Consider the following 19652-nt stretch of genomic DNA (forward strand, 5'->3'; position numbering starts at 1 on the left):
CACCGACAAACTCGTCATCGGCGCGCCCGGAATACGGACAAAAGCGGAGTGTCCGGGCGGTGAATCGGGCACTTCGGTACCGGCCGCCCAAGGGGGGCGACGCCCCCGAAGGCCACCGGAACGTCCAAAAGCGGTGCCCCGCCCGCCGCATTCGTTGATCATCTGCCCTCGCCAGCAACCCGAAGGTGTGGTTTGGTCGAAGGCATGGGTGACGAGATCTCGGCGATCCGCTACTCGGCGGAGGAGAGGCAGCGCTACCGCGAGAAGGTGGACCTCTGCCTCGACGTCTTCGAACGTCTCCTGGCCACCTGGACGTTCGACGACGACCGTCCGATGACCGGCCTGGAGATGGAACTGAACCTGGTCGGCGGCGACTTCCGGCCGACGCTGCGCAACACCGCGGTGCTGGAGAACATCGGCGACCCGAACTTCCAGACCGAGCTGGGTGCCTACAACATCGAGCTCAACGTCGAGCCGGCACCGCTGAGCGAACTCGCGCGCCTGGAGACCCGTCTGCGTGACGTGCTCAACCACGCCGAGCAGGCCGCCAACGCCCGCGACGCGCACATCGTGATGGTCGGGATCCTGCCCACCACGATGCCCGAGCACCTCAACGACCCCGAGTGGATGACGGCCTCGGCGCGCTACAAGGCCCTCAACGACTCGATCCTGGCCGCCCGGGGCGAGAACCTGCACCTGGACATCCACGGCGCCGAGCGCCTCTCCACGTTCGCCTCCTCGCTGGCTCCCGAATCCGCCTGCACCAGCGTGCAACTGCACGTGCAGGTGCAGCCCGAGCGGTTCGCCAGCGCCTGGAACGCCGCGCAGGTGCTGGCCGGGCCGCAGCTGGCGATCGGGGCCAACTCGCCGTTCTTCTTCGGCCGCCGGCTCTGGGCCGAGACCCGCATCGAGCTGTTCAAGCAGGCCACCGACACCCGCCCGCAGGAGCTCCAGAACCAGGGCGTCCGGCCGCGGGTGTGGTTCGGCGAGAAGTGGATCTCCTCGATCTTCGACCTGTTCGCCGAGAACGGCTGGTACTTCCCCTCGCTGCTGCCCGAGATGAGCGAGGAGGACCCGGTGGCCGTGCTCGACGCCGGCCGGGCGCCCACGCTGCAGGAGCTGCGGCTGCACAACGGCACGGTCTACCGCTGGAACCGGCCGATCTACGCGGTGGTCGACGGTGAGCCGCACGTGCGCGTCGAGAACCGGGTGCTGCCCGCCGGACCGACCGTGGTCGACACCGTGGCCAACGCGGCGTTCTTCCACGGCGCGCTGCGCTCGCTGATGGACGACCAGCGACCCGCCTGGTCGAAGATGTCGTTCGCGGCGGCGGAGGACAACTTCCTGGCCTGCGCCAAGGACGGCCTGGACGCGCAGGTGTACTCGCCGCAGCTGGGCCAGACCGGTGCCGAGGAGCTGATCCTGCGGCGGCTGCTGCCGATGGCGGTGCAGGGGCTTCAGTCGGCCGGGGTGCCGTCCGACGACCTGGACCGGTACCTGGGCATCGTGGAGGGCCGGGTGAAGACCGGGATGAACGGCGCGGCCTGGCAGGTGGCGGCGGTGGAGCGGCTCGAGCAGGGCACGGCCGGCCGGCCGGGTCTGGACCGGGCCGAGGCGCTGCGCACGATGACCGAGCTGTACTGCGAGGGGATGCACGCCAACGAACCGGTGCACACCTGGTCGTTGCCGTAGATTCGCCCGGTGTGAGAGCGAGACGCTGGTTCGGGCGCGGTGAGGTGGCCATCGGCCGCATGTGGGAGGGATGGGTGAGCAGGCACCCGGCCGAGGAGCAGAACCCGATGGACGAGAACCCGCGCCGGCGCCGCGACGTCGAGGACGTGATCGGCGACTGTGCCGTCTACGAGCCCGGTCTGGGCCGCAGCACCCGCCTGCCGATGCAGCAGGCGGCCCGCACGGCCCGGCGCACCGACGGTTTCGTCTGGATCGGCCTGCAGAACCCCGACCCGGAGGACGTCATGCACGTCGCCGAGGAGTTCCGGCTGCCCGCGCTGGCCGTGGAGGACGCGATCAGCGCCCACCAGCGGGCCAAGCTCGAGGTGTACGAGGACCTCTGGTTCATGGTGCTGCGCCCGGTCCGGTACGTGGACAAGGACGAGATCGTCGACGTCGAGGAGATCGCGCTGTTCGTCGGCCGGCACTTCCTGGTCTCGGTGCGGCACGGGAAGACCGACGTGCTCACCCGGGTGCGCAAGGAGCTCGACGGGGGAAAGCTCGAGGCCAGTCAGCGCGGGCCGATCGCGGTGCTGCACCGCATCGCCGACCTGGTCGTCGACGAGTACGCGGTGGTGGCGACCTCGATCGACGACGACATCGCGGAGATCGAGCAACAGGTGTTCGGGGTGCGCGAGGGCGATCACACCGAGCGCATCTACAAGCTCAAGCGGGAGGTGCTGGAGTTCCGCCGGGCCGCACTGCCGCTGGGGGAGCCGCTGCTGCGCCTGACGCAGGGGTCGGTGCCCGGGATGGACCAGGACAAGAAGGCCCGCCAGTACTTCCGCGACGTGCACGACCACATCATGCGGGTGACCGACGAGATCGAGCGTCAGGACAGCCTGCTCTCCGACGTGCTGCAGGCCAACGTGGCGCGGCTGTCGGTGACCCAGAACGACGTGGCGATGCGGCAGAACGAGGACATGCGCAAGATCTCCGCGTGGGCCGCGATCGGCCTGGTGCCGACCGGGATCGCCGGGATCTACGGGATGAACTTCGAGAACATGCCGGAACTGACCTGGCACTACGGCTACTACTTCGCGCTGTCGGCCATCGCCGGGATCAGCGTGGGACTCTGGGCCCTCTTCAAGAAGAACGACTGGCTGTGACCGACACCGATCCGTAACCGACACCAATCCGTGCGGCCCCGGGTGCCGAACTCACGCTGACCGGAACGGACGGAGGGGCGGGGTATGGCGCAGAGAGAGACCGTGCCGGGGCTGAGGACCGCCCCGGATCCCGGCGAGAGCACCGAGGCCCTGCTGACGCGGGTGGGCCGGGGGGACGAGGCCGCCTTCGAGCAGGTCTACGCCCGCGTCGCCGACGTGGTGTTCGGCCTGGCCCGCTCGGTGCTGCGGGATCCGCACCAGGCCGAGGAGGTCGCCCAGGAGGTGCTGCTGGAGGTCTGGCGCACCGCGGCCCGTTTCGACGAGGCCAAGGGCAGCGCCCGCGCCTGGATCGCCACGCTGACCCACCGCCGGGCGGTCGACCGGGTGCGCAGTTCCCAGGCCGCCCGCAACCGCGACGAGGCGGTCGCCTCCCGCAGCAACGAACGCGAGTACGACGAGGTGGTGGAGAAGGTGGAACGCCGCCTCGACGCCGAACGGGTGCGTCACTGCCTGGACGGCCTGACCCCGCGCCAGCGCGACACGGTCACCCTGGCCTACTACGGAGGGCGTTCGTACGCCGACGTGGCCGGCCTCATGCACCTGCCGCTCGGCACGGTCAAGACCCGGATGCGCGACGGCCTGATCCGTCTACGAGACTGCCTGGGGGTGGGTTCCGATGCCTGAGATTCACGATCTGCACACGCTGACGGCGGCCTACGCCCTCGACGCGCTCGACGAGCTGGAACGCCGCGCCTTCGAACGGCACCTGCGCGAGTGCGAGCCCTGCCGCGTCGAGGTGCGCGAGTTCGGTGAGGCGGCGGCCTCCCTGGCCGACCGGGTCGCCGAGCCGGCTCCGGCGGGCATGAGGGACGCGGTGCTCACGCAGGTGCGTGAGACCCGTCAGGTGTCGGCCGGGTCTCTCGACGGGGGACGCGCGGCCCGCCCGGGCCGGGCCCGTCGCCTTCTCGCCGGGGCGGCCGCCGTGCTGGTGCTCGTCGTCGGTGTCGGGCTGGGTGGGCTGGCCTGGAACGAGCACCGCTCGCTGCGGGAGGCGCAGACGCTGGCCGAGGGCATGGCCCGGGTGCTGCGTGACCCGGACCGGATCTCGACCGCGGGCGATGTCAGCGGTGGCGGCACCGTCACGATGGTCATGGCCGGGGACACCGCCGTGCTCTCGGCCAGCGGGGTGCCCGACGCCCCGCACGGTCACGAGTACCAGATGTGGGTGATCCGCGGCGGTTCGGTGGTCTCGGGCGGTCGTCTCGACCTCCGCGACGGCGACGGCAGCGCGATGATGACGGGCCTGAGCCCCGACGTGCGGCTGGCGGTGTCCGTCGAGCCCGAGGGCGGTTCGGAACGGCCGACGACCACCCCGGTGGTGCAGCTCAGCGCGTCCACCCTTGAGTGATTGTTGTTGCTGGTGGGGCCTTTGAGCTGAGCCTCGGACGATCGGACGAGAGACGAGGGGGGTGTGTCGCTCTGCCCCGCGGCCGGGTGCCGCGGGGCAGGGTGGACACCGGAAACTCCGTGTCCACCGGTCGAATTGCCAGGGAAGAAGGCTCGTTCCATGAACACCCAGATCCGCCGGATGCTCGTCGTCGGTGCCGCGCTCACGGTCACCACCGGCCTGGCGGCCTGCAGTGGCAGTGACGACAAGACCGAGGCCGCACCCACCACCGCCACCACCAAGCCGGCCAACGTCTCGGTCGAGATGGCCAGCCTGGTCGGCCCGGGCTGCAACGCCTACGCCGCGCAGGTGCCGACCGGCAAGGGCTCGGTCGAGGGCATGGCGAACGACCCGGTGGTCACGGCCGCGAGCCACAACCCGATGCTCAAGACCTTCACCCAGGCCGCCACCGGCAAGCTGAACAAGAAGGTCGACCTCGAGGACACCCTGAACGGCGGCGAGTACACGATCTTCGCCCCGGTCGACACCGCGTTCGCCCAGCTCTCCTCGGCCGACCGCAGCGACCTGCAGAAGGACGCCGGCAAGCTGACGAAGCTGCTCACCTACCACGTGGTGGCCGGCGAGCTGGCGCCCGGCAAGGTCAGCGGCAAGCAGGTCACGGTGGAGGGCTCGGAGCTCGAGATCACCGCCAAGGGCAACGAGATCAAGGTCGACGGGGCCAACGTGAGCTGTGGTGGCATCAAGACCGCCAACGCCACCGTCTACCTCATCGACAAGGTGCTGCAGCCGGCCGACGACAAGAAGTAGTCACCCTTTTCGTGACCGGTCGTCACCGCCTGCTGCTTTCGGGTGATTCCCGCTCAAGGGCCTGAGCGACAGGCAGTGACGACCCCACACTGGACCCGGCAGGAACGTTGGCCGGATGAGGGTGGGTTCAGCAGATGGTGTCGGTCGCCTGGGGCAGCAAGCTGGTCGTCCGTGCGGGCGACGTGTCCGTGTCCATGCGCTCGTTGCGCAACGTGGACATCGGCGGTTCCGGCTGGGCCATCCCGGTCATGGCCGATCTGCGGAGCCTCCAGGCCGCCGGGCTGCCCGGCCGTCCCGCCGTCGTCGACCTGACCACCGACTCCGGCCCGATGCAGGTGGACGTCGAGATCGTCGCCACCGAGGGCGATCTCATCCTGCGGGCGCCGAAGGTCCGGGCCTCGCGGCCGATCCGCGCGGCGTCGCTCACCGACCAGCGCCGCGAGAACGTGCGCGGGCCGGTGCGTCTGGAGTTCCGCGGCACCCTGATGCCGCAGGCCCCCCGGCGCGCGCCCGCCCGGGTGCAGCGCGGGCTGCTCGCGGCCTCGGGGCCCGGCCCGGACGCCCAGGCCGAGCTGGTCGGCGTCACCACCTCGATCTCGGCCGGGGGTGTGTGCGTCGACCTGTCGCAGGCCGTCCCGTTCGCCGTCGGCGGCACCCTGTACGGCGAGATCACCCTGCCCAACGGTGATCTCGTGCCGACGCTGATGATCGTGCTGGAGGAGACCCGCGACGGTTTCCGGGCCGAGTTCACCGACATCTCGCCGATCGACACCGAACGGCTGGTGCGGCTGGTGTTCCACCGGGAGCGTGCGGAGCTGGCCGAACGAGGCTGACCTCTCAGGCCAGGAAGCGCGGGGCCACGGCCCGCAGGTGCTCCAGACTCGCCGCCTGGGCGCGCGGGTCGTCCAGCTCGATCGCGACCTGCCCCTCGTAACCGGTTGCGGCCAGGGCGTTCAGCGCGGCGGCCACGTCCAGCGAGCCTTCGCCCAGGGGGAGGTGGTGGTCGATCACGCCGTCGTTGTCGGTGAGCTGCACGTGCCCGATGTGACCGGCCAGCTGCTCGACGAACCGCACCGCGCCACCCGGCAGCAGGTTCGCGTGGCCCAGGTCGGCGCAGGCCGTCAGGGCGGGGGAGCCGGCGAGGCCGAGGATGGTGAGGACCTCGGCGGCCGTGCAGCCCAGATAGCGGATCTCGGCCTCGGCCGGTAGCTCGTTCATGTTCTCCAGCGCCAGGGTGATGCCCCGCTCCCGCGCGTACGAGGCCGCGGTCGCCAGAGTGCGGGCGGCCTGCTCGACCCGGGCGTCCTTGTCGTCGCCGAACCAGTAGCCGGCGTGCACGATGACGACGGGGCAGCCCAGGGCCTGGGCAAGATCGACATAGCCAGTCAGATGGGCCGCGACCGCCTCCCGGACACCCGGTGTGATCTCGGCGACGAGCGGGTGATCGAGAACCAGCTCACGGCCACGCTCGGGGTCAGCCGCCCGCCGCTGCGCGAGGCCCTGCGCATCCTGCAGCAGGAGGGCCTGATCGAGCAGGTGCCCCGGCGCGGGGCCGTGGTGCGGGTGCTCACGCTGCACGACGTCTACGAGATCGTCACGCTGCGCACCACCCTCGAGACCATGGCCGTGCGGCTGGGGGTGCCCTGCCACCACCCCACCCGCCTGGAGCGGCTGCGCTCGGCGCTCGAGGAGTGGGAGCGCAACGCGGCCGACGGGCGCGAGGACCTCTCCACCGAGGACTCCTCACGCTTCCACCTCGCATTCATCGCCCTGGCCGGGCACTCCCGGCTCGACGACGCCTATCGCGCCATCGCCCTGCAGCTGCGGATGTGCATGCAGCTGAACCGGGCGGCGCGCTCGTCGTCGGAATCCCTGAGCGAGCGGGCGGCCCGGCACCGGCGGCTGTTCGGGACCATCGAAAGCGGTGACGCGACGGCGGTTCTGGCTGAGATGGCCGACCCGGCGTCGCTGAGCTTCGTGCTGTCGTACGCCGAGACCCACCCGCCGACGACCCCGGAGTCCCGGGCCTGGCTGGAGTCGATCACAGGTCCAGCACGAGCGGGCCTTCCGCGCAGCGGCTGATGCAGATCATCATCGTCCGGCCGCTCGCGCGCTCGGTGTCGGTGAGCAGGCTGTCGCGGTGCTCGGGAACGCCTGCCAGTACCCGGGTCTCGCACGCGCCGCAGTAACCGCTCTCGCAGTCGTAGGCCAGGTTCGGGCGGGCCTGGCGCACCACCTCGATCAGGCGCAGGCCGGCCGGCACGGACAGACGGGTGCCGGTGCGGTGCAGCACGACCTCGAACGGGGTGTTGGTGGCCGGGTCGCCCAGGTTGCTCAGGTCGCCCGGCTCGCCCGGGTCGCCAGGAGCCGTGAAGCGCTCGGTGTGCAGCTCCAGACCCACGGCCGTGCAGGCCGATTCGACGGCGGCGAGCATGCTGGGCGAACCGCAGGCGTAGACGGCGGTGCCCGGCGGGGTGCCGGCCAGCCGGTGCGGGAAGTCCGGGTGGCCGACCTCGTCGTAGGGCACGACGGTGAGCGGGCCCAGCGGTTCGAGCTCGGGGACGAACGCCATGGTGGCCCGGCGGCGCCCGCCGTAGACGACCTCGAACGGAGTGCCGGAGGCCGCCACCGCGCGGATCATCGGCAACAGCGGTGTCATGCCGATGCCGCCGGCCAGGAACAGGTAGCGATCGGCGGGCAACAGCGGGAAGTGGTTGCGGGGCGGTCGGAATCCCACCTCCAGGCCGGGGACCGCGATGTGGTGCAGTTCGAGGGAGCCGCCGCGCCCGTCGTCCTCGCGCAGCACCGCGATCCGGTAGCGCGCGCGGTCGGTGGGGTCGCCGCACAGCGAGTACTGCCGCAGTTGCCCACTCGGCAGCACGATCTCGAGATGGGCGCCCGGTTCCCAGTCCGGCAGCGACCCGCCTCCGGGCGCGGTGAAGGTGACCGAGACGATCTCCTCCGCGATCTCGTGCGTGCTCTCCACCACGAGCGTGCTGTTCGGCACCGCGACGCGCGGGCCGGGGGAGAAGCGGGCCGGGATCGCGTCCCAGCCGGTCTGGTTGCCCTTGGTCGGGTACTCCTCGAGACCGTCCTCGTCGACGGTCCAGTCGCCGAGCCGGGTGAGCACCTGGGTGATCATCTCGGTGAACATCGCCCGGGCCAGGTGGGCGCCGGCACAGCGGTGGGTGCCGATGCCGAAGCTCACGTGGCGGCGGGCGTCGCGGTCGAGGTCGACCGTGTCCGGATCGGGGAACACCACCGGGTCGTGGTTGGCCGCGACCCACGCGACCAGCACCCGTTCGCCGTGACTCACCGGGCAGCCGCCGATCGACGTGTCGGTGGTGGCGGTGCGGGCCATCGACTGCGACGGCGAGAACGCGCGCAGGAACTCCTCGGTCGCGCCCCGGAGCAGGTCGGGTTCGGCGATCAGGCGGGCGCGCTGCGCGGGATGCCGGGCCAGGTGCACGAGCGTGGAACCGGTCAGCGAGGTGGTGGTGTCGACCCCGCCCGCCACCAGCAGGCCGATCACCGAGACGAGTTCGTCGTCCGTGAACGGGGATCCGTCGGGCCGTCGGGCCCGGACGAGGACGGAGACCGCGTCGTCGTGCGGTTCCACCCGCCGGGCGCGCACGAGTGAGCGGATGCGCTGGTCCATCACGCCCAGCCCGGCCGCGCCGCGGGCCGCTCGCTCGCTGCCAGCCCGGGCCGCGAAGATGTCGTGGATCGGGCCGGCCAGCAGGGCCCAGTCGGCTTCGGGGAACCCCAGCCAGTACAGGGTCACGGCGGCGGGCAGGGGATTGGTGAGATCCTTGACCAGGTCGGCACTTCCGCGTTCGATGAAGGCGTCGATGACGCGCGCGGTGTGCCGGGCGATCATCGGCCGCAGCCGGGCCACGGCGTCGGGGCTGAGCAGCGGGTCGACGAGGTCGCGGTAGGGCGTGGAGCGCGGCGGGTCGAGCTCGATCGGGAACTGCTCCAGACCGGCCCCGCGCGGGATCACGATGACGGTTCCCTCACCGTCCGGATCGGCCTCGCGGGAGGAGGAGAAGGTGGCGTCGTCACGGGCCACGCGCACCACGTCGGCGTAGGTGCTGGTGTAGACGTAGCCACCGTGCGCCGGGGTGCGGCCGACCGGGCAGGCCGTGCGGAACTGCGCGTAGTAGGCGCGGGGATCGGCGTTGGCCCGGTCGCTGTGATGGTCGAAGACGTGGGGGTGCCCGGAGGGAGAGGCCACGGCGTGTTCTCCTGATGTCGGTGCGCGGTGTTCCCCGGCCGCGCCACCGGGCCCCGCCCGCGTGCCGCCGACACCATAAGCACGCGAGGGGTCTGAAACAAGGCGGTTCACCGACAATTTCGATCGGTGGTCCGGGAACCGCGAAATGCTTCGGGCCGGTTACGTCACGTCACGACTGGTGATGCAGCGTTGACACCTGGACATACCGGGGCAAACATGTCGCTATGCCAGCCGTCGGCGCGTCCCGCGAGGTGGTCCCCGCCCTGCTCGTGACGGGTGGCGACGTGGTCACGATGGATCCGGCGCAGCCGCTGCTGCCCGGCACCAGCGTCGCCGTCAGCGGCAGCACGATCGCCGCGCTGGGCCCGGCCGCGCAGCTGCGTGAATCCTTCCCCGGCGCCACCGAGCTCGACGCGAGCGGCACGGTCGTCATCCCCGGCCTCGTCGACGCGCATCAGCACACCACGGTCGACCCCCTCGTGCGCAGCCTGATTCCCGACGACATTCCCTCGCCGGAGGCCATTTACGCGTGGGCGGTACCCCTGCACCAGCACGTCGACGGCGACGACGACGAGCTGTCGGCCACCGTCACCGCCGTCGACTGCCTCACCCGCGGCGTGACCACCGTGCTCGATCCGGGCACGGTCGCGCACCCGCTGCGGGTCGCCGCCGGGCTGCGGAACGCGGGCATCCGCGCCCGGGTGGGTGGCTGGGGCTGGGACACGCCGGGCCTGCCGTTCGCGGCGGCGGCCGGTGAGGTGCTGGCCGCCCAGCGCGAGAGCGTCGCCGCGGTGAACGCCGGGGGTGGCCCGGTCACCGGATGGGTCACCCTGGTCGGGCACGACCTGGCCGGGGACGAGCTGTTCCGGGGCGCGGTGAAGCTCGCCGAAGAACTGAACACCCAGGTCACCTGGCACCTTTCGCCCGGCCCGGACGACCCGGCGGCGTTCCTGCGGCGCCACGGCGTGCGCCCGGTGGAGCACCTCGACCGGATCGGGGCCCTCGGCGAGCGGCTCATCATCGCGCACGGGGTCTGGCTGGAGAGCGGTGAGCTGGAGGCCCTGCTGCGCACCCGCACGGCCCTCGCCGCCTGCCCGGGGGCCTACCTGCGGCTCGGTCAGGGGGTGGGAAGGGCCGGTCGCTACGCCGAATTCGTGCACCGGGGTGGACGTCTGGCGCTGGGCTGCGACTCGCACAACGCCGGTGACGCCCCCGACGTGCTGGGAGCCGCGCGCCTGCTGGCCGGGCTGGAACGCGACCGGGGCACCGAGCCGCCGCTGCGCGCGTCCGACGTTCTCGCCCTCGCCACCCGGGCCGGGGCCGAGGCGATCGGCGCACCCGACCTGGGGGTGATCGCCCCCGGTCACCAGGCCGACCTGGTGCTGCTCGACACCTCTCGCCCGGCCTGGATCCCGCGGGCCCCCGAACCGGACGCCCTGGCCCGCCAGATCGTCTGGGGCGGTGTCTCCGACACGGTCCGCGACGTGGTCGTGGCCGGCCGGGTCGTCGTCCGTGACCGTCGTCCTCTGCTCGTCGACCTCGCCGTGCTCCGGGAGGAAGCCGCCGGCCGTCGGGCCGCGCTGCTGGCCCGGGCCGGACTGAACCCTCGTCGAAAGGTCGCACCGTGAAGACTGTTCCGCTCCGCCTGGTGGCCGCGGCACTGGCCGCCGGGATCTCGCTCACGGCCTGCGCCAGCAACGACGACACGGCGGCGGCCGGGCCCGCCCCCACGCCGGGAGTGGCCGCGGAAGGCACCGTGCCGGAGGGGGAACCGGACGTGAACGGTGACGGCAAGGTCGTTGTCGGGGTGCTCAGCCCGGGTGACATCCACGACAAGGGGTACTACCAGAGCTTCGTCGACGCCGCCGGATCGTTCGCGCAACAGCAGGGCTGGCAGGTGATCAGCCGCGGCGGGGTCGCCCCGACCGACGCGCTGAACGCGGCCCGGGCCCTGTGCCGGCAGAAGGTCGACCTGGTCGCGCTGGGGGCCTCCGAGCTGTCCGACGCCATCCCGGCCTCGACCGAGGCGGTGTGCTCCGAGACCGCCTGGTACGTGCCGAGTTCCGAGAACGTGGAGCAGACCCCGGAGATCTTCCTGAGCTCCGACGACCCGGCGCAAGACCTGCTGGCGGCCGGCTACGCGGCCGGCCTGGTGCTGGAGGGCAGGAAGTCGGCGAAGGCCGGGTTCATCGCCGGGCCGGAGGCCGACTACAGCACCGAGGCGGCGAAGGCGTTCGAGGCGGGCCTGAAGCTGGTGAACCCCGCCACCACCCTGAGCGTGACCTTCACCGGTGACGCGAACGACCCGGCCAAGGGCCGCGAGGCGGCGCAGGCACAGATCAGCCAGGGCGTCGGCGTCACCTACCCCTACCTGGGCGGGGCCACCGACGCGGTCGCCGAGCTGGCGAACTCCTCCGACGTCGCCGTGCTCACCCCGGGCACCGACCGCTGCGACTCCACCGCCCCGGCCTTCGACATCTCGGTGATCTTCAGCCCCGGCGACTACTTCACCGCCGCCCTGCAGCGGTTCGCCGCGGGGGAGCTGCCGATGGGTGTGCAGAAGGTCTGGCGCATGGGCGTCGACCCGTACCCCACCGTGAAGATCTGCGACCCCACGCCCGAGCAGCAGCAGAAGGTCGCCGACTTCGTGGAGCGGGTCGGCACCGGCGAGATCGACGCCGTGGCCGAGGTGGCGAAGATCGGATGAGCGTCCCGGCGCTGGAGCTCTCCGGGATCAGCAAGCGCTTCGGGCCGGTGGTGGCCTGCGACGGCGTGGACCTCACGGTCGCCGCCGGTGAGATCCACGGCCTGCTGGGTGAGAACGGAGCCGGCAAGTCCACGCTGATGCGGATCCTGCTCGGGCTGGTGCGCAAGGACGCGGGAACCGTCGCCCTGGGCGGTGAGCCGGTCGCGATCGACGATCCGCAGACGGCCGCCCGCCTCGGCCTGGGCATGGTGCACCAGCACTTCAGCCTGATCGAGCCGCTGACCGTCTGGGAGAACGTGGTGCTCGGCGACACCGGCCGCGTCGACCGGCGCCGCGCCCGCGCCGACGTCGAGCGGGTGGCGTCCGGCTACGGGCTGCCGGTCGATCCGGACGCCCGGGTGGCCGACCTGTCACCCGGGCTCCGGCAGCGCGTGGAACTGGTGAAGTGCCTGCGGCGCGACCCTTCCGTGCTGATCCTCGACGAGCCGACGTCGGTGCTCACCCAGGCCGAGTCGGCCGAGCTCTTCGCCGTGCTGCGCACCCTCGTGCGCACCCGGGGCCGGGCGGTGGTCCTGATCAGCCACAAGCTGGGCGAGATCACCGACGCCACCGACCGGGTCACCGTGCTGCGCCGGGGCCGGGTGCGTTTCCGGGCGGCGACCGCCGCCACGAGCCCGGCCGAACTGGCACGCGAGATGGTGGGCCGGGACGTCTCTCTCCTGACCGGCGCGACCACCCGCGCGACAACCGGCGCCACCACCGAAGCGTCCACCGAAGCGACCACCGAAGCGACCACCGGGCCGACCACCGGCCCGACCCCCGCGTCCACCGTCGGGCCGGCCACCGCGTCCCTCATCGAGAGCCGACCCCGGAACCCGGGCCAGGCCCTGCGACTCAGGGGACTGACCGCACCCGGTATCGGGCCCGTCGACCTCGACGTGGCCCCGGGCGAGATCGTGGGCGTGTACGGGGTGGAGGGCAACGGCCAGAGCGAACTCGGGCGCGTGCTGGCCGGGCTGCTCACACCCGACCGGGGCACGGTGGAGGCCCGCGGCCTCGGCATGATCCCGGAAGACCGCCATCACTGCGGCCTGGTGCCGGATCTCAGCGTCACCGACAACCTGCTGATGAAGTCGGTCGGCACCTTCAGCAACCGGCTCGGCCTGCTCGACCGCCGGGCCATGCGACGCCGGGCCCAGCGGCTCATCGACGAGTTCGGCATCGTCACCCCGTCTCCCGACACGCCGGTGCGCCGGTTGTCGGGCGGCAACCAGCAACGCGTGGTGCTGGCCCGCGAACTGTCCTCGCAGCCGGAGGTTCTGGTGGCGGCGCGGCCCACGCACGGGCTCGACGTCGGCGCGACCGAGGAGATGTACGAACGACTGCGCCGGGCCGCCCGCGACGGGGTGGGCGTGCTGCTCGTCTCCACCGAGCTCGAGGAGGTGATGGCGCTGGCCTCGCGCATCGTGGTGCTGTCGCGGGGCCGGGTCACCGGGGAGCTGACCACGGCCGAGGCCACCACCGAGCGCCTGGGCCTGCTGCTCGGGGGCCTGGCGGCGTGAACGTCACGGGCCTGCGGGGCGGCAGCGTGCCGGCCCTGGCCGGGGTGCTGCTGCTCTCCGCACTGATCGTGCAGGCCACCGGGCACTCACCGGACTCCGCCCTGGAGGCCGTGTTCCGGGGGGCCCTGGCCGACGGACCGGCCCTCACCTCCACCCTGCTCGCCACCGCACCCCTGCTCCTGGTGGCTGTCGGCTCGTGCCTGGCCGCGCGCGCCGGGGTCTTCACCATCGGCCAGGAGGGACAGGTCCTCATCGGTTGCTTCACCGGGGCCTGGTTCGCCCTGCGGCTGGCGATCGACGGACCGCTCCTGCTGGTCGTGACGCTGCTCGGCGCGGCGGCGGGCGGCGCGCTCTGGGCCGGGCTGAGCGCGCTCATGCACCGCTGGCGCGGCGTGAACATCGTGGTCAGCACCCTGCTCATGGTGTTCGTGGCCCAGCAGGTGGTCGCGTTCTCGGTGGGGCAGGCCTGGTTCCTGCAGCAGTCGAAGGGGGACAAGGCGGTGGTGGCGCCGCAGTCGAACCAGCTGCCGTTGCCGGCCCGGCTGCCCTCGTTCGGTGAATACCCCTCGCTGGTGGTCAATCTCGGGCTGGTCCTGGCCCTGGCGCTGACCGTTGTGTCGGCCGTCGTCCTGGCCCGCACCCGCTGGGGGTTCCGGCTCACGCTCACCGGTCTCAGCCCGGCCGCCGCGCGGCACTCCGGGGTCCGCGTCACCCGGGTCACCTCGCTGGCCCTGGTGGTGTCCGGGGCCTTCTCGGGACTCGCGGGGGCACTCATGCTGGCCAGCCCGATCGGCACCTACCGGTTGCAGCCCGGGATGTCGGCGGGCGTCGGCTGGGACGGCCTGCTCGTGGCCCTGGTCGCCCGCGGCAACCCCTGGACGTGCGTGCCGGTGGCGCTCGGGTTCGGCGCGCTGCGGGCGGGCGGCAGCTTCCTGTCCGCCACCGGGGTGCCGTTCTTCCTGGTCGACGTGATCAAGGCGCTGGTGGTGCTGGCCCTCGTGGTGCGTCAGCCGTGAACGACATCGAGATCGTCCTCAGCAGCGGCGTCCGGCTGGCCGCGCCCCTGGCCTTCGCGGCACTGGGGGAGTACGTGGCCGAACGGGCCGGGTGCCTGAACATCTCCGTCGAGGCGATGATGCTCGGGGCGGCGTTCGCATCGGTCGCGGCCGCGTCGGCCACCGGCAGCGCCACGCTCGGGCTGGCGGCCGGGGTGGCCGCCGGCGCCCTGATCGCGCTGGTGCACGGCACGCTGAGCCACCGGGCCCGGGTCAACCCGTTCGTCGTCGGCCTCGCGCTGAACACCCTCGTCCTCGGCCTGACCAGCTACCTGATCGCCTCGTCGGACTTCGCGTCGCACCAGGTGACGCAGGTCAGCGTGCCGGTGCTGCGTGACCTGCCGGTGCTCGGGCCCCCGCTGGCCGTCGAGCGCTGGCCCGTCTACCTGCTCCTCGGCCTGGTGCCGCTGACCTGGTGGCTGGTCTCCCGCAGCCGCTGGGGCCTGGAACTGCGCTCGGTGGGCGAGAACCCGGAGGCCGCCGACGTCACGGGCATCCACGTGAACCGGCGGCGTCGGCAGGCCATGCTCTGGTGCGGGGTGATGGCCGGGCTCGGCGGGGCGCACCTGGCCGTGGGCGAGGTGGGGTCGTTCAGCCAGAACATGACCGCCGGACGCGGTTACATCGTGATCGCGGCGGTGATCTTCGGGGCCTGGCGGCTCGGGCGCACGCTGCTGGGCTGCGCGTTGTTCGGGCTGGCCGACGCGCTGCGCCTGGCGCTGCCCGCCCTCGGGGTCACGCTGAACTCGCAGCTGCTCGCCGCCGCGCCGTACCTGCTGGCGCTGGTGGCCATGCTGGTGTTCGTCGCCTCGTCGCGGCAGCCCCGGGCCCTGGGACAGCCCTTCGAACGGGGGTCTTCGTGAAAACCCCGGTTATGGCGGTGAGGTCAGCGCCGCCGCAGCGACGGCGTCTCGAGTGCGGGAGGCACGTACCCCACGTCGACCGGGTTGATCAGCGTGCCCGGGGCCACCACGTCGTCAATGGCGTCGAGTACGTCGTGGGGCAGGGGCGCCGCCCCCAGCTGGGCGGAGAGCTGCTCCGGCGTGCGCGGCCCCATGATCGCCGACGTGACCGCCGGGTGACTCAGCACGAATCCCAGCGCCAGCCGGACGAGCGGCAGCCCGGCCTCGTCGGCGATCGCCGTGAGTCGTTCCACCGCGGCCAGTTTCTGCTCCCGCACCGGGAAGTCGCCGTAGTCGAAGTGCTCCGGCTCGCGCAGCGCCCGGGAGCCGGCGGAGGGTTCCTGCCCCGCCCGGTACTTGCCGGTGAGCCAGCCCCCGTTGAGCGGGCTCCAGGCCAGCACGCCCAGATTGAACCGCGCCGCCGTCGGCAGCACCGCGGTCTCGCTGTGCCGCGCCAGGATCGAGTACGACACCTGCTCGGTGCCGAAGCGCTCGCGGTGCCGGTCGTGCGCGACCCACTGCGCCTCCACCAGCGCCTCGGCCGGGAAGCTGGACGTGCCGATCGCCCGGATCTTGCCCGCCCGCACCAGATCGCTGAGCACGCCCAGGGTCTCGTCGATGTCGGTGGACGGGTCGGGCCGGTGCACCTGGTAGAGGTCGAGGTGATCGGTGCCCAGCCGGCGCAGGCTGGCCTCGACCGCCCGGGTGATCCAGACCCTCGAGTTGCCGCGCCGGTTGCGGTCGAGCGGGTCGCCGGGCATCTCGTTGTGCCCCTTGGTGGCCAGCACGACGTGGTCGCGGCGCCCGGCCAGCGCCCGCCCGAGAAAGGTCTCGGACTCGCCGAACGCGTAGACGTCGGCCGTGTCGACGAAGTTCACCCCCGCGTCGAGCGCGATGTCGACCATGCGCCGGCACTGCGCCTCGTCGGGGTTGCCCCAGGCCCCGAACATCATGGTGCCCAGAGCCAGGGCACTGACCTCGATGCCGGTTCTTCCCAGCGTGCGGTACTCCACCCGAGCATCCTTACACGACCGACTGGAGATGCGTCATGCCCAACCTGACCTCGCCCCGCTGGACCCACGTCGCGCTGCCCACGGGCAACCTCGACCGGGCCGTCGAGTTCTACACGGAGCTGACCCCGCTGGTGGTGGTCGAGCGGTTCTCCGACGAGAACGGGGAGAGCGCCTGGCTGTCCAACGCCCAGCAGGTCGAGACCCCGATGGTGCTCGTGCTGGTCTCGTTCAACCAGGACAGGGGTGGGCAGCTGGGCCTGCTCACCCCGTTCGCGCACATCGGGGTCGAGGTGCCCGAGCGGGCGGACGTGGACGCGATGGCCGAGCGGGCCCGTGAACTCGGGTGCCTGCACTGGGAACCCCGGGACATGCCCGGCCCGGTCGGCTACATCTGCGCGCTCAAGGACCCGGACGGCAACGTCATCGAGATCTCGCACAACCAGAAGGTCTTCGAGCTGGTGCAGAAGCTGTGGGGTGATCGGGCTGAGTGAGGTCGTGCGGCGCTACCTGAGTGCTCTGAACACGGGCACGGTGGACGCGGCGGTCGCCTGTGTGAGCGAGGGTTTCGTCAACGAGCACACGAGCCGGGGAGGGGTGACGCGCCGGGGCCGGGCCGCGTACGCGGCGGCGCTGCCGGGTTTCCTGGCCGACTTCGCCGGGCTTCGTTACGAGCCGGAGTGTTTCATCGAAGACGGGGCGAGGGTCGCCGTTCCCTACGTGATGACGTTCCGGCCCTCGGCGCGGGTGCGGGGTGTCTTCGTGTTCACCCTGGACCCCGACGGCCTGATCGCCCACCGCGTGGACTACTGGGACTCGGCGGCCGTCCGGCCCCAGGACAGAGCCTAGTTCCCCCACGCGAGGTTCGGCAGCACGGCCTCGGCGATGGTGAACCGGCCACCCGGCAGCACCCCACCGGCCGGTTCGCCCATCGTCACCACGTGCTTGCCGAACTCCGGCACCAGAGGCCGCCCGACGTCCCTCCTCAGCCAGAGCCGCAGCAGATGACGCCGCCGCGAGGGCTCGGGAAAGTCGGTGTAGGCCGTGCGGGAGTGCAGGGCGGCGTAGTTCAGCAGCCACTGCACGTCGCCGGGCCGGAAGTTCATGTCCAGGGCCAGACCCGGCTCCTGCGAGATCTCGTCGAACAGGTTCAGCACCTCGACCTGCCCGGGCGTCAGGCGGGGCACCTCGGCGAACCGCTGCGCCGAGAAGACCATCGACATGCCCGCGTAGACGCTGAAGACCCCGTCGACGTACGAGACGACGGGGGAGGTGTAGGTGTTCGCCGGGGCGTCCGGATCCTGCGCCTTCCAGTCCCAGTGGAACGGCTCGAGCAGCAACGGGGCGAGATCCGGGCGCCGGCGCAGCAGTTCGTTGTAGATCGTGGTGCCGCTGACCAGGCTGCTCGCCCCGCCCTCCTTCGAGCCGCGCAGGCACATCAGCGCGACCACGTCGGAGGAGTCGGAGTGGAACGGCAGACGGTCGCGCACCCGAGAGGGTTTCGCGTCGGCGTCGGCGAGAGTCTTGTCGGAGGTGGCGATCACGTGGTCGAGCAGGTCGCCCATCTGGTTCTGCCCGATCGGCCGGCCGAGGTGCAGGCCCAGCACGAAGAAGATCGCACCGGCCAGCACGTCGCCGTAGTCCGGCGTGTCCAGCCCCCGCACCAGCAGGAATCCGCGCCCGGCGTCGAGCTGGCGGGCCGACTCCTGGTTCAGCCGGGTGCAGGCCGGCAGCGGGTAGTCGGCGGCGGTGACGGTGCGCAGGTCGGGGTCGTCGGCCACGAACCGGCGCCCGGCCGCCTCCAGGTCGGCCCGCTCGGCCGCGTCGAGCTCGTAGATCCACTCGGTGGAGGCGGCCAGGTCGGACCCCTTCCAGGCGGACGGGCCGGAGATCGCTTCCAGGGCGGTGCTCGTCATCGCGCGGGCTCCCCGGGGTGGAGGTTGGCGTCCGGACCAGGCTAGGTATCGCGTCCGGAATGCGTCAATATGCCGTCCGGGAGCAGGATCAGGCATGATCGCGTCATGGGCGACGTACGTGAGGCACATCCTGAGGTGGACGACGTGGTCGTGGAGGCCCTCGGCCTCTGCGGCGTGATCGACGGGCACAACGACCTGCCCTGGGCGAGGCGCGAGCGGTTCGGTCACACCACCGACGGGCTCGACGGCGACGTCCCCGGTCTGCACACGGACGCCCCCCGGCTCGCGGCCGGTGGCGTCGGCGGTCAGTTCTGGTCGGTCTACGTGCCGGTCGATCTCGAGGGCGCCGCCGCGGTCCAGGCGACGCTGGAGCAGATCGACTTCGTGCACCGCCTCACCGACGACCACCCCGGGCACTTCGTGTTCGCCCGTACCGCGGCCGATGTCGTGAGGGCCCGCGCCGAGGGCCGGGTCGCCTCGCTGATCGGGGCCGAGGGCGCCCACTCGATCAACGATTCCCCGGCCGTGCTGCGGATGTTCGCGCGTCTCGGCGTGCGCTACCTGACCCTGACCCACGTCACCGGCACCAGCTGGGCCGACTCGGCCACCGACACCCCCGTGCACGGCGGTCTGAGCGCCCGGGGTGCCGACTACGTCCGGGAGATGAACCGGCTCGGCCTGCTTCTCGACCTCTCGCACGTGTCGCCCGATACGATGCGGCAGGCTCTCGACCTCACCACCGCACCCGTGATCTTCTCCCACTCCTCGTGCGCGGCGCTCTCCTCGCACCCGCGCAACGTGCCCGACGACGTGATCGCCCGGCTGCCCGGGAACGGTGGCGTGCAGATGGTCTCGTTCGTGGCCGGGTTCGTGTCGCAGGAGGTCGCGGACTGGTGGGGCACCTCGGCCACGATGCCCGAGGGCCCGGGGCCCGTCGCGACGCTCGAGCAGGCGGCCGACCACGTCGAGCACGTCCGCTCGGTCGCGGGGCTCGCCCACGTCGGTCTCGGTGGCGACTACGACGGCGCGCCCTCGTTCCCGACCGGCCTGGAAGACGTCTCGACCTATCCGCGGCTGCTCGGTGAGCTCGCGCGGCGGGGCTGGACGGCGCCGGAACTGGCCGATCTGGCCGGCCGCAACGTGTTGCGGGTGCTGGAGGCCACCGACGAGGCCTTCCTGTCCGCGTCCGGAGGCACCTTCCTCTGAGG

Annotated in this window: 19 protein-coding genes; 15 read left to right on the forward strand and 4 right to left on the reverse strand. The window is 72.0% G+C overall.

Annotation, left to right across the window (positions count from 1 at the left end; genetic code table 11):
* Window positions 1-204: 204 nt before the first annotated feature.
* The 6 genes from J2S57_RS21475 (at window position 205) to J2S57_RS21500 (ending at window position 5888) form a co-directional block, all read left to right on the forward strand.
* The gene (locus tag J2S57_RS21475; RefSeq protein WP_307245810.1) at window positions 205-1692 is read left to right on the forward strand and encodes a glutamate-cysteine ligase family protein; all 1488 of its coding nucleotides are present in this window, start codon (window positions 205-207) and stop codon (window positions 1690-1692) included.
* Between the two features lie 11 nt (window positions 1693-1703).
* Entirely contained in the window at window positions 1704-2840 is a 1137-nt protein-coding gene (locus tag J2S57_RS21480; protein WP_307245812.1) for a magnesium and cobalt transport protein CorA, read from the forward strand.
* Between the two features lie 84 nt (window positions 2841-2924).
* Window positions 2925-3524 (forward strand): ECF RNA polymerase sigma factor SigK, encoded by a 600-nt coding sequence (sigK, locus tag J2S57_RS21485; RefSeq protein ID WP_307245814.1) that lies wholly within the window; start codon window positions 2925-2927, stop codon window positions 3522-3524.
* Window positions 3517-4248 carry an anti-sigma factor gene (locus tag J2S57_RS21490; RefSeq protein ID WP_307245816.1) on the forward strand — a complete coding sequence of 244 codons (732 nt, stop codon included), beginning with the start codon at window positions 3517-3519 and terminating at the stop codon, window positions 4246-4248. The genes sigK and J2S57_RS21490 overlap by 8 nt, the downstream gene beginning before the upstream one ends.
* A gap of 159 nt (window positions 4249-4407) precedes the next feature.
* On the forward strand, window positions 4408-5055 hold the full coding sequence (locus J2S57_RS21495; RefSeq protein ID WP_307245818.1) for a fasciclin domain-containing protein: 648 nt from the start codon (window positions 4408-4410) through the stop codon (window positions 5053-5055).
* Window positions 5056-5189: 134 nt separating this feature from the next.
* Window positions 5190-5888: a PilZ domain-containing protein gene (locus J2S57_RS21500; protein WP_307245820.1), complete on the forward strand. Its 699-nt coding sequence runs from the start codon at window positions 5190-5192 to the stop codon at window positions 5886-5888.
* 4 nt (window positions 5889-5892) lie between these two features.
* Here the strand turns inward: J2S57_RS21500 and J2S57_RS21505 are convergent, their stop codons facing one another.
* Complete coding sequence (locus tag J2S57_RS21505) at window positions 5893-6480, reverse strand: sugar phosphate isomerase/epimerase family protein (protein WP_307251092.1); 588 nt, start codon at window positions 6478-6480, stop codon at window positions 5893-5895.
* On the opposite strand from J2S57_RS21505, the gene J2S57_RS21510 reads away from it, so the two are divergent.
* Entirely contained in the window at window positions 6388-7137 is a 750-nt protein-coding gene (locus J2S57_RS21510) for a GntR family transcriptional regulator (RefSeq protein ID WP_307245822.1), read from the forward strand. The genes J2S57_RS21505 and J2S57_RS21510 overlap by 93 nt on opposite strands.
* On the opposite strand, the gene J2S57_RS21515 is transcribed toward J2S57_RS21510, so the two are convergent.
* Window positions 7097-9292, reverse strand: a complete 2196-nt coding sequence (locus tag J2S57_RS21515) for a cytochrome P450/oxidoreductase (RefSeq protein WP_307245824.1) — start codon at window positions 9290-9292, stop codon at window positions 7097-7099. The genes J2S57_RS21510 and J2S57_RS21515 overlap by 41 nt on opposite strands.
* Before the next feature lie 224 nt (window positions 9293-9516).
* Between J2S57_RS21515 and J2S57_RS21520 the strand changes: the two genes are divergently transcribed.
* Genes J2S57_RS21520 through J2S57_RS21540 form a run of 5 tightly spaced genes read left to right on the forward strand, consistent with a single transcriptional unit; the run spans window position 9517 to window position 15479 of the window.
* The gene (locus J2S57_RS21520; protein ID WP_307245826.1) at window positions 9517-10920 is read left to right on the forward strand and encodes an amidohydrolase family protein; all 1404 of its coding nucleotides are present in this window, start codon (window positions 9517-9519) and stop codon (window positions 10918-10920) included.
* A complete protein-coding gene (locus tag J2S57_RS21525) occupies window positions 10917-11999 on the forward strand; it encodes a BMP family ABC transporter substrate-binding protein (protein ID WP_307245829.1) in 1083 nt (360 codons plus the stop codon). The genes J2S57_RS21520 and J2S57_RS21525 overlap by 4 nt, the downstream gene beginning before the upstream one ends.
* Entirely contained in the window at window positions 11996-13561 is a 1566-nt protein-coding gene (locus J2S57_RS21530; protein ID WP_307245831.1) for an ABC transporter ATP-binding protein, read from the forward strand. The genes J2S57_RS21525 and J2S57_RS21530 overlap by 4 nt, the downstream gene beginning before the upstream one ends.
* Window positions 13558-14577 (forward strand): ABC transporter permease, encoded by a 1020-nt coding sequence (locus J2S57_RS21535; protein WP_307245833.1) that lies wholly within the window; start codon window positions 13558-13560, stop codon window positions 14575-14577. The genes J2S57_RS21530 and J2S57_RS21535 overlap by 4 nt, the downstream gene beginning before the upstream one ends.
* Window positions 14574-15479: an ABC transporter permease gene (locus J2S57_RS21540; RefSeq protein ID WP_307245835.1), complete on the forward strand. Its 906-nt coding sequence runs from the start codon at window positions 14574-14576 to the stop codon at window positions 15477-15479. The genes J2S57_RS21535 and J2S57_RS21540 overlap by 4 nt, the downstream gene beginning before the upstream one ends.
* Before the next feature lie 23 nt (window positions 15480-15502).
* On the opposite strand, the gene J2S57_RS21545 is transcribed toward J2S57_RS21540, so the two are convergent.
* Window positions 15503-16531 (reverse strand): aldo/keto reductase, encoded by a 1029-nt coding sequence (locus J2S57_RS21545; protein WP_307245837.1) that lies wholly within the window; start codon window positions 16529-16531, stop codon window positions 15503-15505.
* 35 nt (window positions 16532-16566) lie between these two features.
* On the opposite strand from J2S57_RS21545, the gene J2S57_RS21550 reads away from it, so the two are divergent.
* The gene (locus J2S57_RS21550; RefSeq protein ID WP_307245840.1) at window positions 16567-17022 is read left to right on the forward strand and encodes a VOC family protein; all 456 of its coding nucleotides are present in this window, start codon (window positions 16567-16569) and stop codon (window positions 17020-17022) included.
* Window positions 17006-17377 (forward strand): nuclear transport factor 2 family protein, encoded by a 372-nt coding sequence (locus J2S57_RS21555; RefSeq protein ID WP_307245842.1) that lies wholly within the window; start codon window positions 17006-17008, stop codon window positions 17375-17377. The genes J2S57_RS21550 and J2S57_RS21555 overlap by 17 nt, the downstream gene beginning before the upstream one ends.
* Here J2S57_RS21555 and J2S57_RS21560 read toward each other — a convergent pair.
* On the reverse strand, window positions 17374-18444 hold the full coding sequence (locus J2S57_RS21560; RefSeq protein WP_307245844.1) for a TauD/TfdA family dioxygenase: 1071 nt from the start codon (window positions 18442-18444) through the stop codon (window positions 17374-17376). The genes J2S57_RS21555 and J2S57_RS21560 overlap by 4 nt on opposite strands.
* Before the next feature lie 105 nt (window positions 18445-18549).
* Here J2S57_RS21560 and J2S57_RS21565 point away from each other — a divergent pair, with 105 nt between their 5' ends.
* On the forward strand, window positions 18550-19650 hold the full coding sequence (locus tag J2S57_RS21565; RefSeq protein WP_307245847.1) for a dipeptidase: 1101 nt from the start codon (window positions 18550-18552) through the stop codon (window positions 19648-19650).
* Window positions 19651-19652 lie beyond the last annotated feature (2 nt).

This window comes from Kineosporia succinea (assembly GCF_030811555.1).
GTDB classification, from domain to species: Bacteria; Actinomycetota; Actinomycetes; order Actinomycetales; family Kineosporiaceae; genus Kineosporia; species Kineosporia succinea.

Coding starts and splice junctions, on each gene's coding strand:
- J2S57_RS21520 (WP_307245826.1), top strand. CDS start 9,517: ATGCCAGCCGTCGGCGCGTCCCGCGAGGTGGTCCCCGCCCTGCTCGTG.
- J2S57_RS21500 (WP_307245820.1), top strand. CDS start 5,190: ATGGTGTCGGTCGCCTGGGGCAGCAAGCTGGTCGTCCGTGCGGGCGAC.
- J2S57_RS21495 (WP_307245818.1), top strand. CDS start 4,408: ATGAACACCCAGATCCGCCGGATGCTCGTCGTCGGTGCCGCGCTCACG.
- J2S57_RS21490 (WP_307245816.1), top strand. CDS start 3,517: ATGCCTGAGATTCACGATCTGCACACGCTGACGGCGGCCTACGCCCTC.
- J2S57_RS21565 (WP_307245847.1), top strand. CDS start 18,550: ATGGGCGACGTACGTGAGGCACATCCTGAGGTGGACGACGTGGTCGTG.
- J2S57_RS21530 (WP_307245831.1), top strand. CDS start 11,996: ATGAGCGTCCCGGCGCTGGAGCTCTCCGGGATCAGCAAGCGCTTCGGG.
- J2S57_RS21560 (WP_307245844.1), bottom strand. CDS start 18,444: ATGACGAGCACCGCCCTGGAAGCGATCTCCGGCCCGTCCGCCTGGAAG.
- J2S57_RS21475 (WP_307245810.1), top strand. CDS start 205: ATGGGTGACGAGATCTCGGCGATCCGCTACTCGGCGGAGGAGAGGCAG.
- J2S57_RS21550 (WP_307245840.1), top strand. CDS start 16,567: ATGCCCAACCTGACCTCGCCCCGCTGGACCCACGTCGCGCTGCCCACG.
- sigK (WP_307245814.1), top strand. CDS start 2,925: ATGGCGCAGAGAGAGACCGTGCCGGGGCTGAGGACCGCCCCGGATCCC.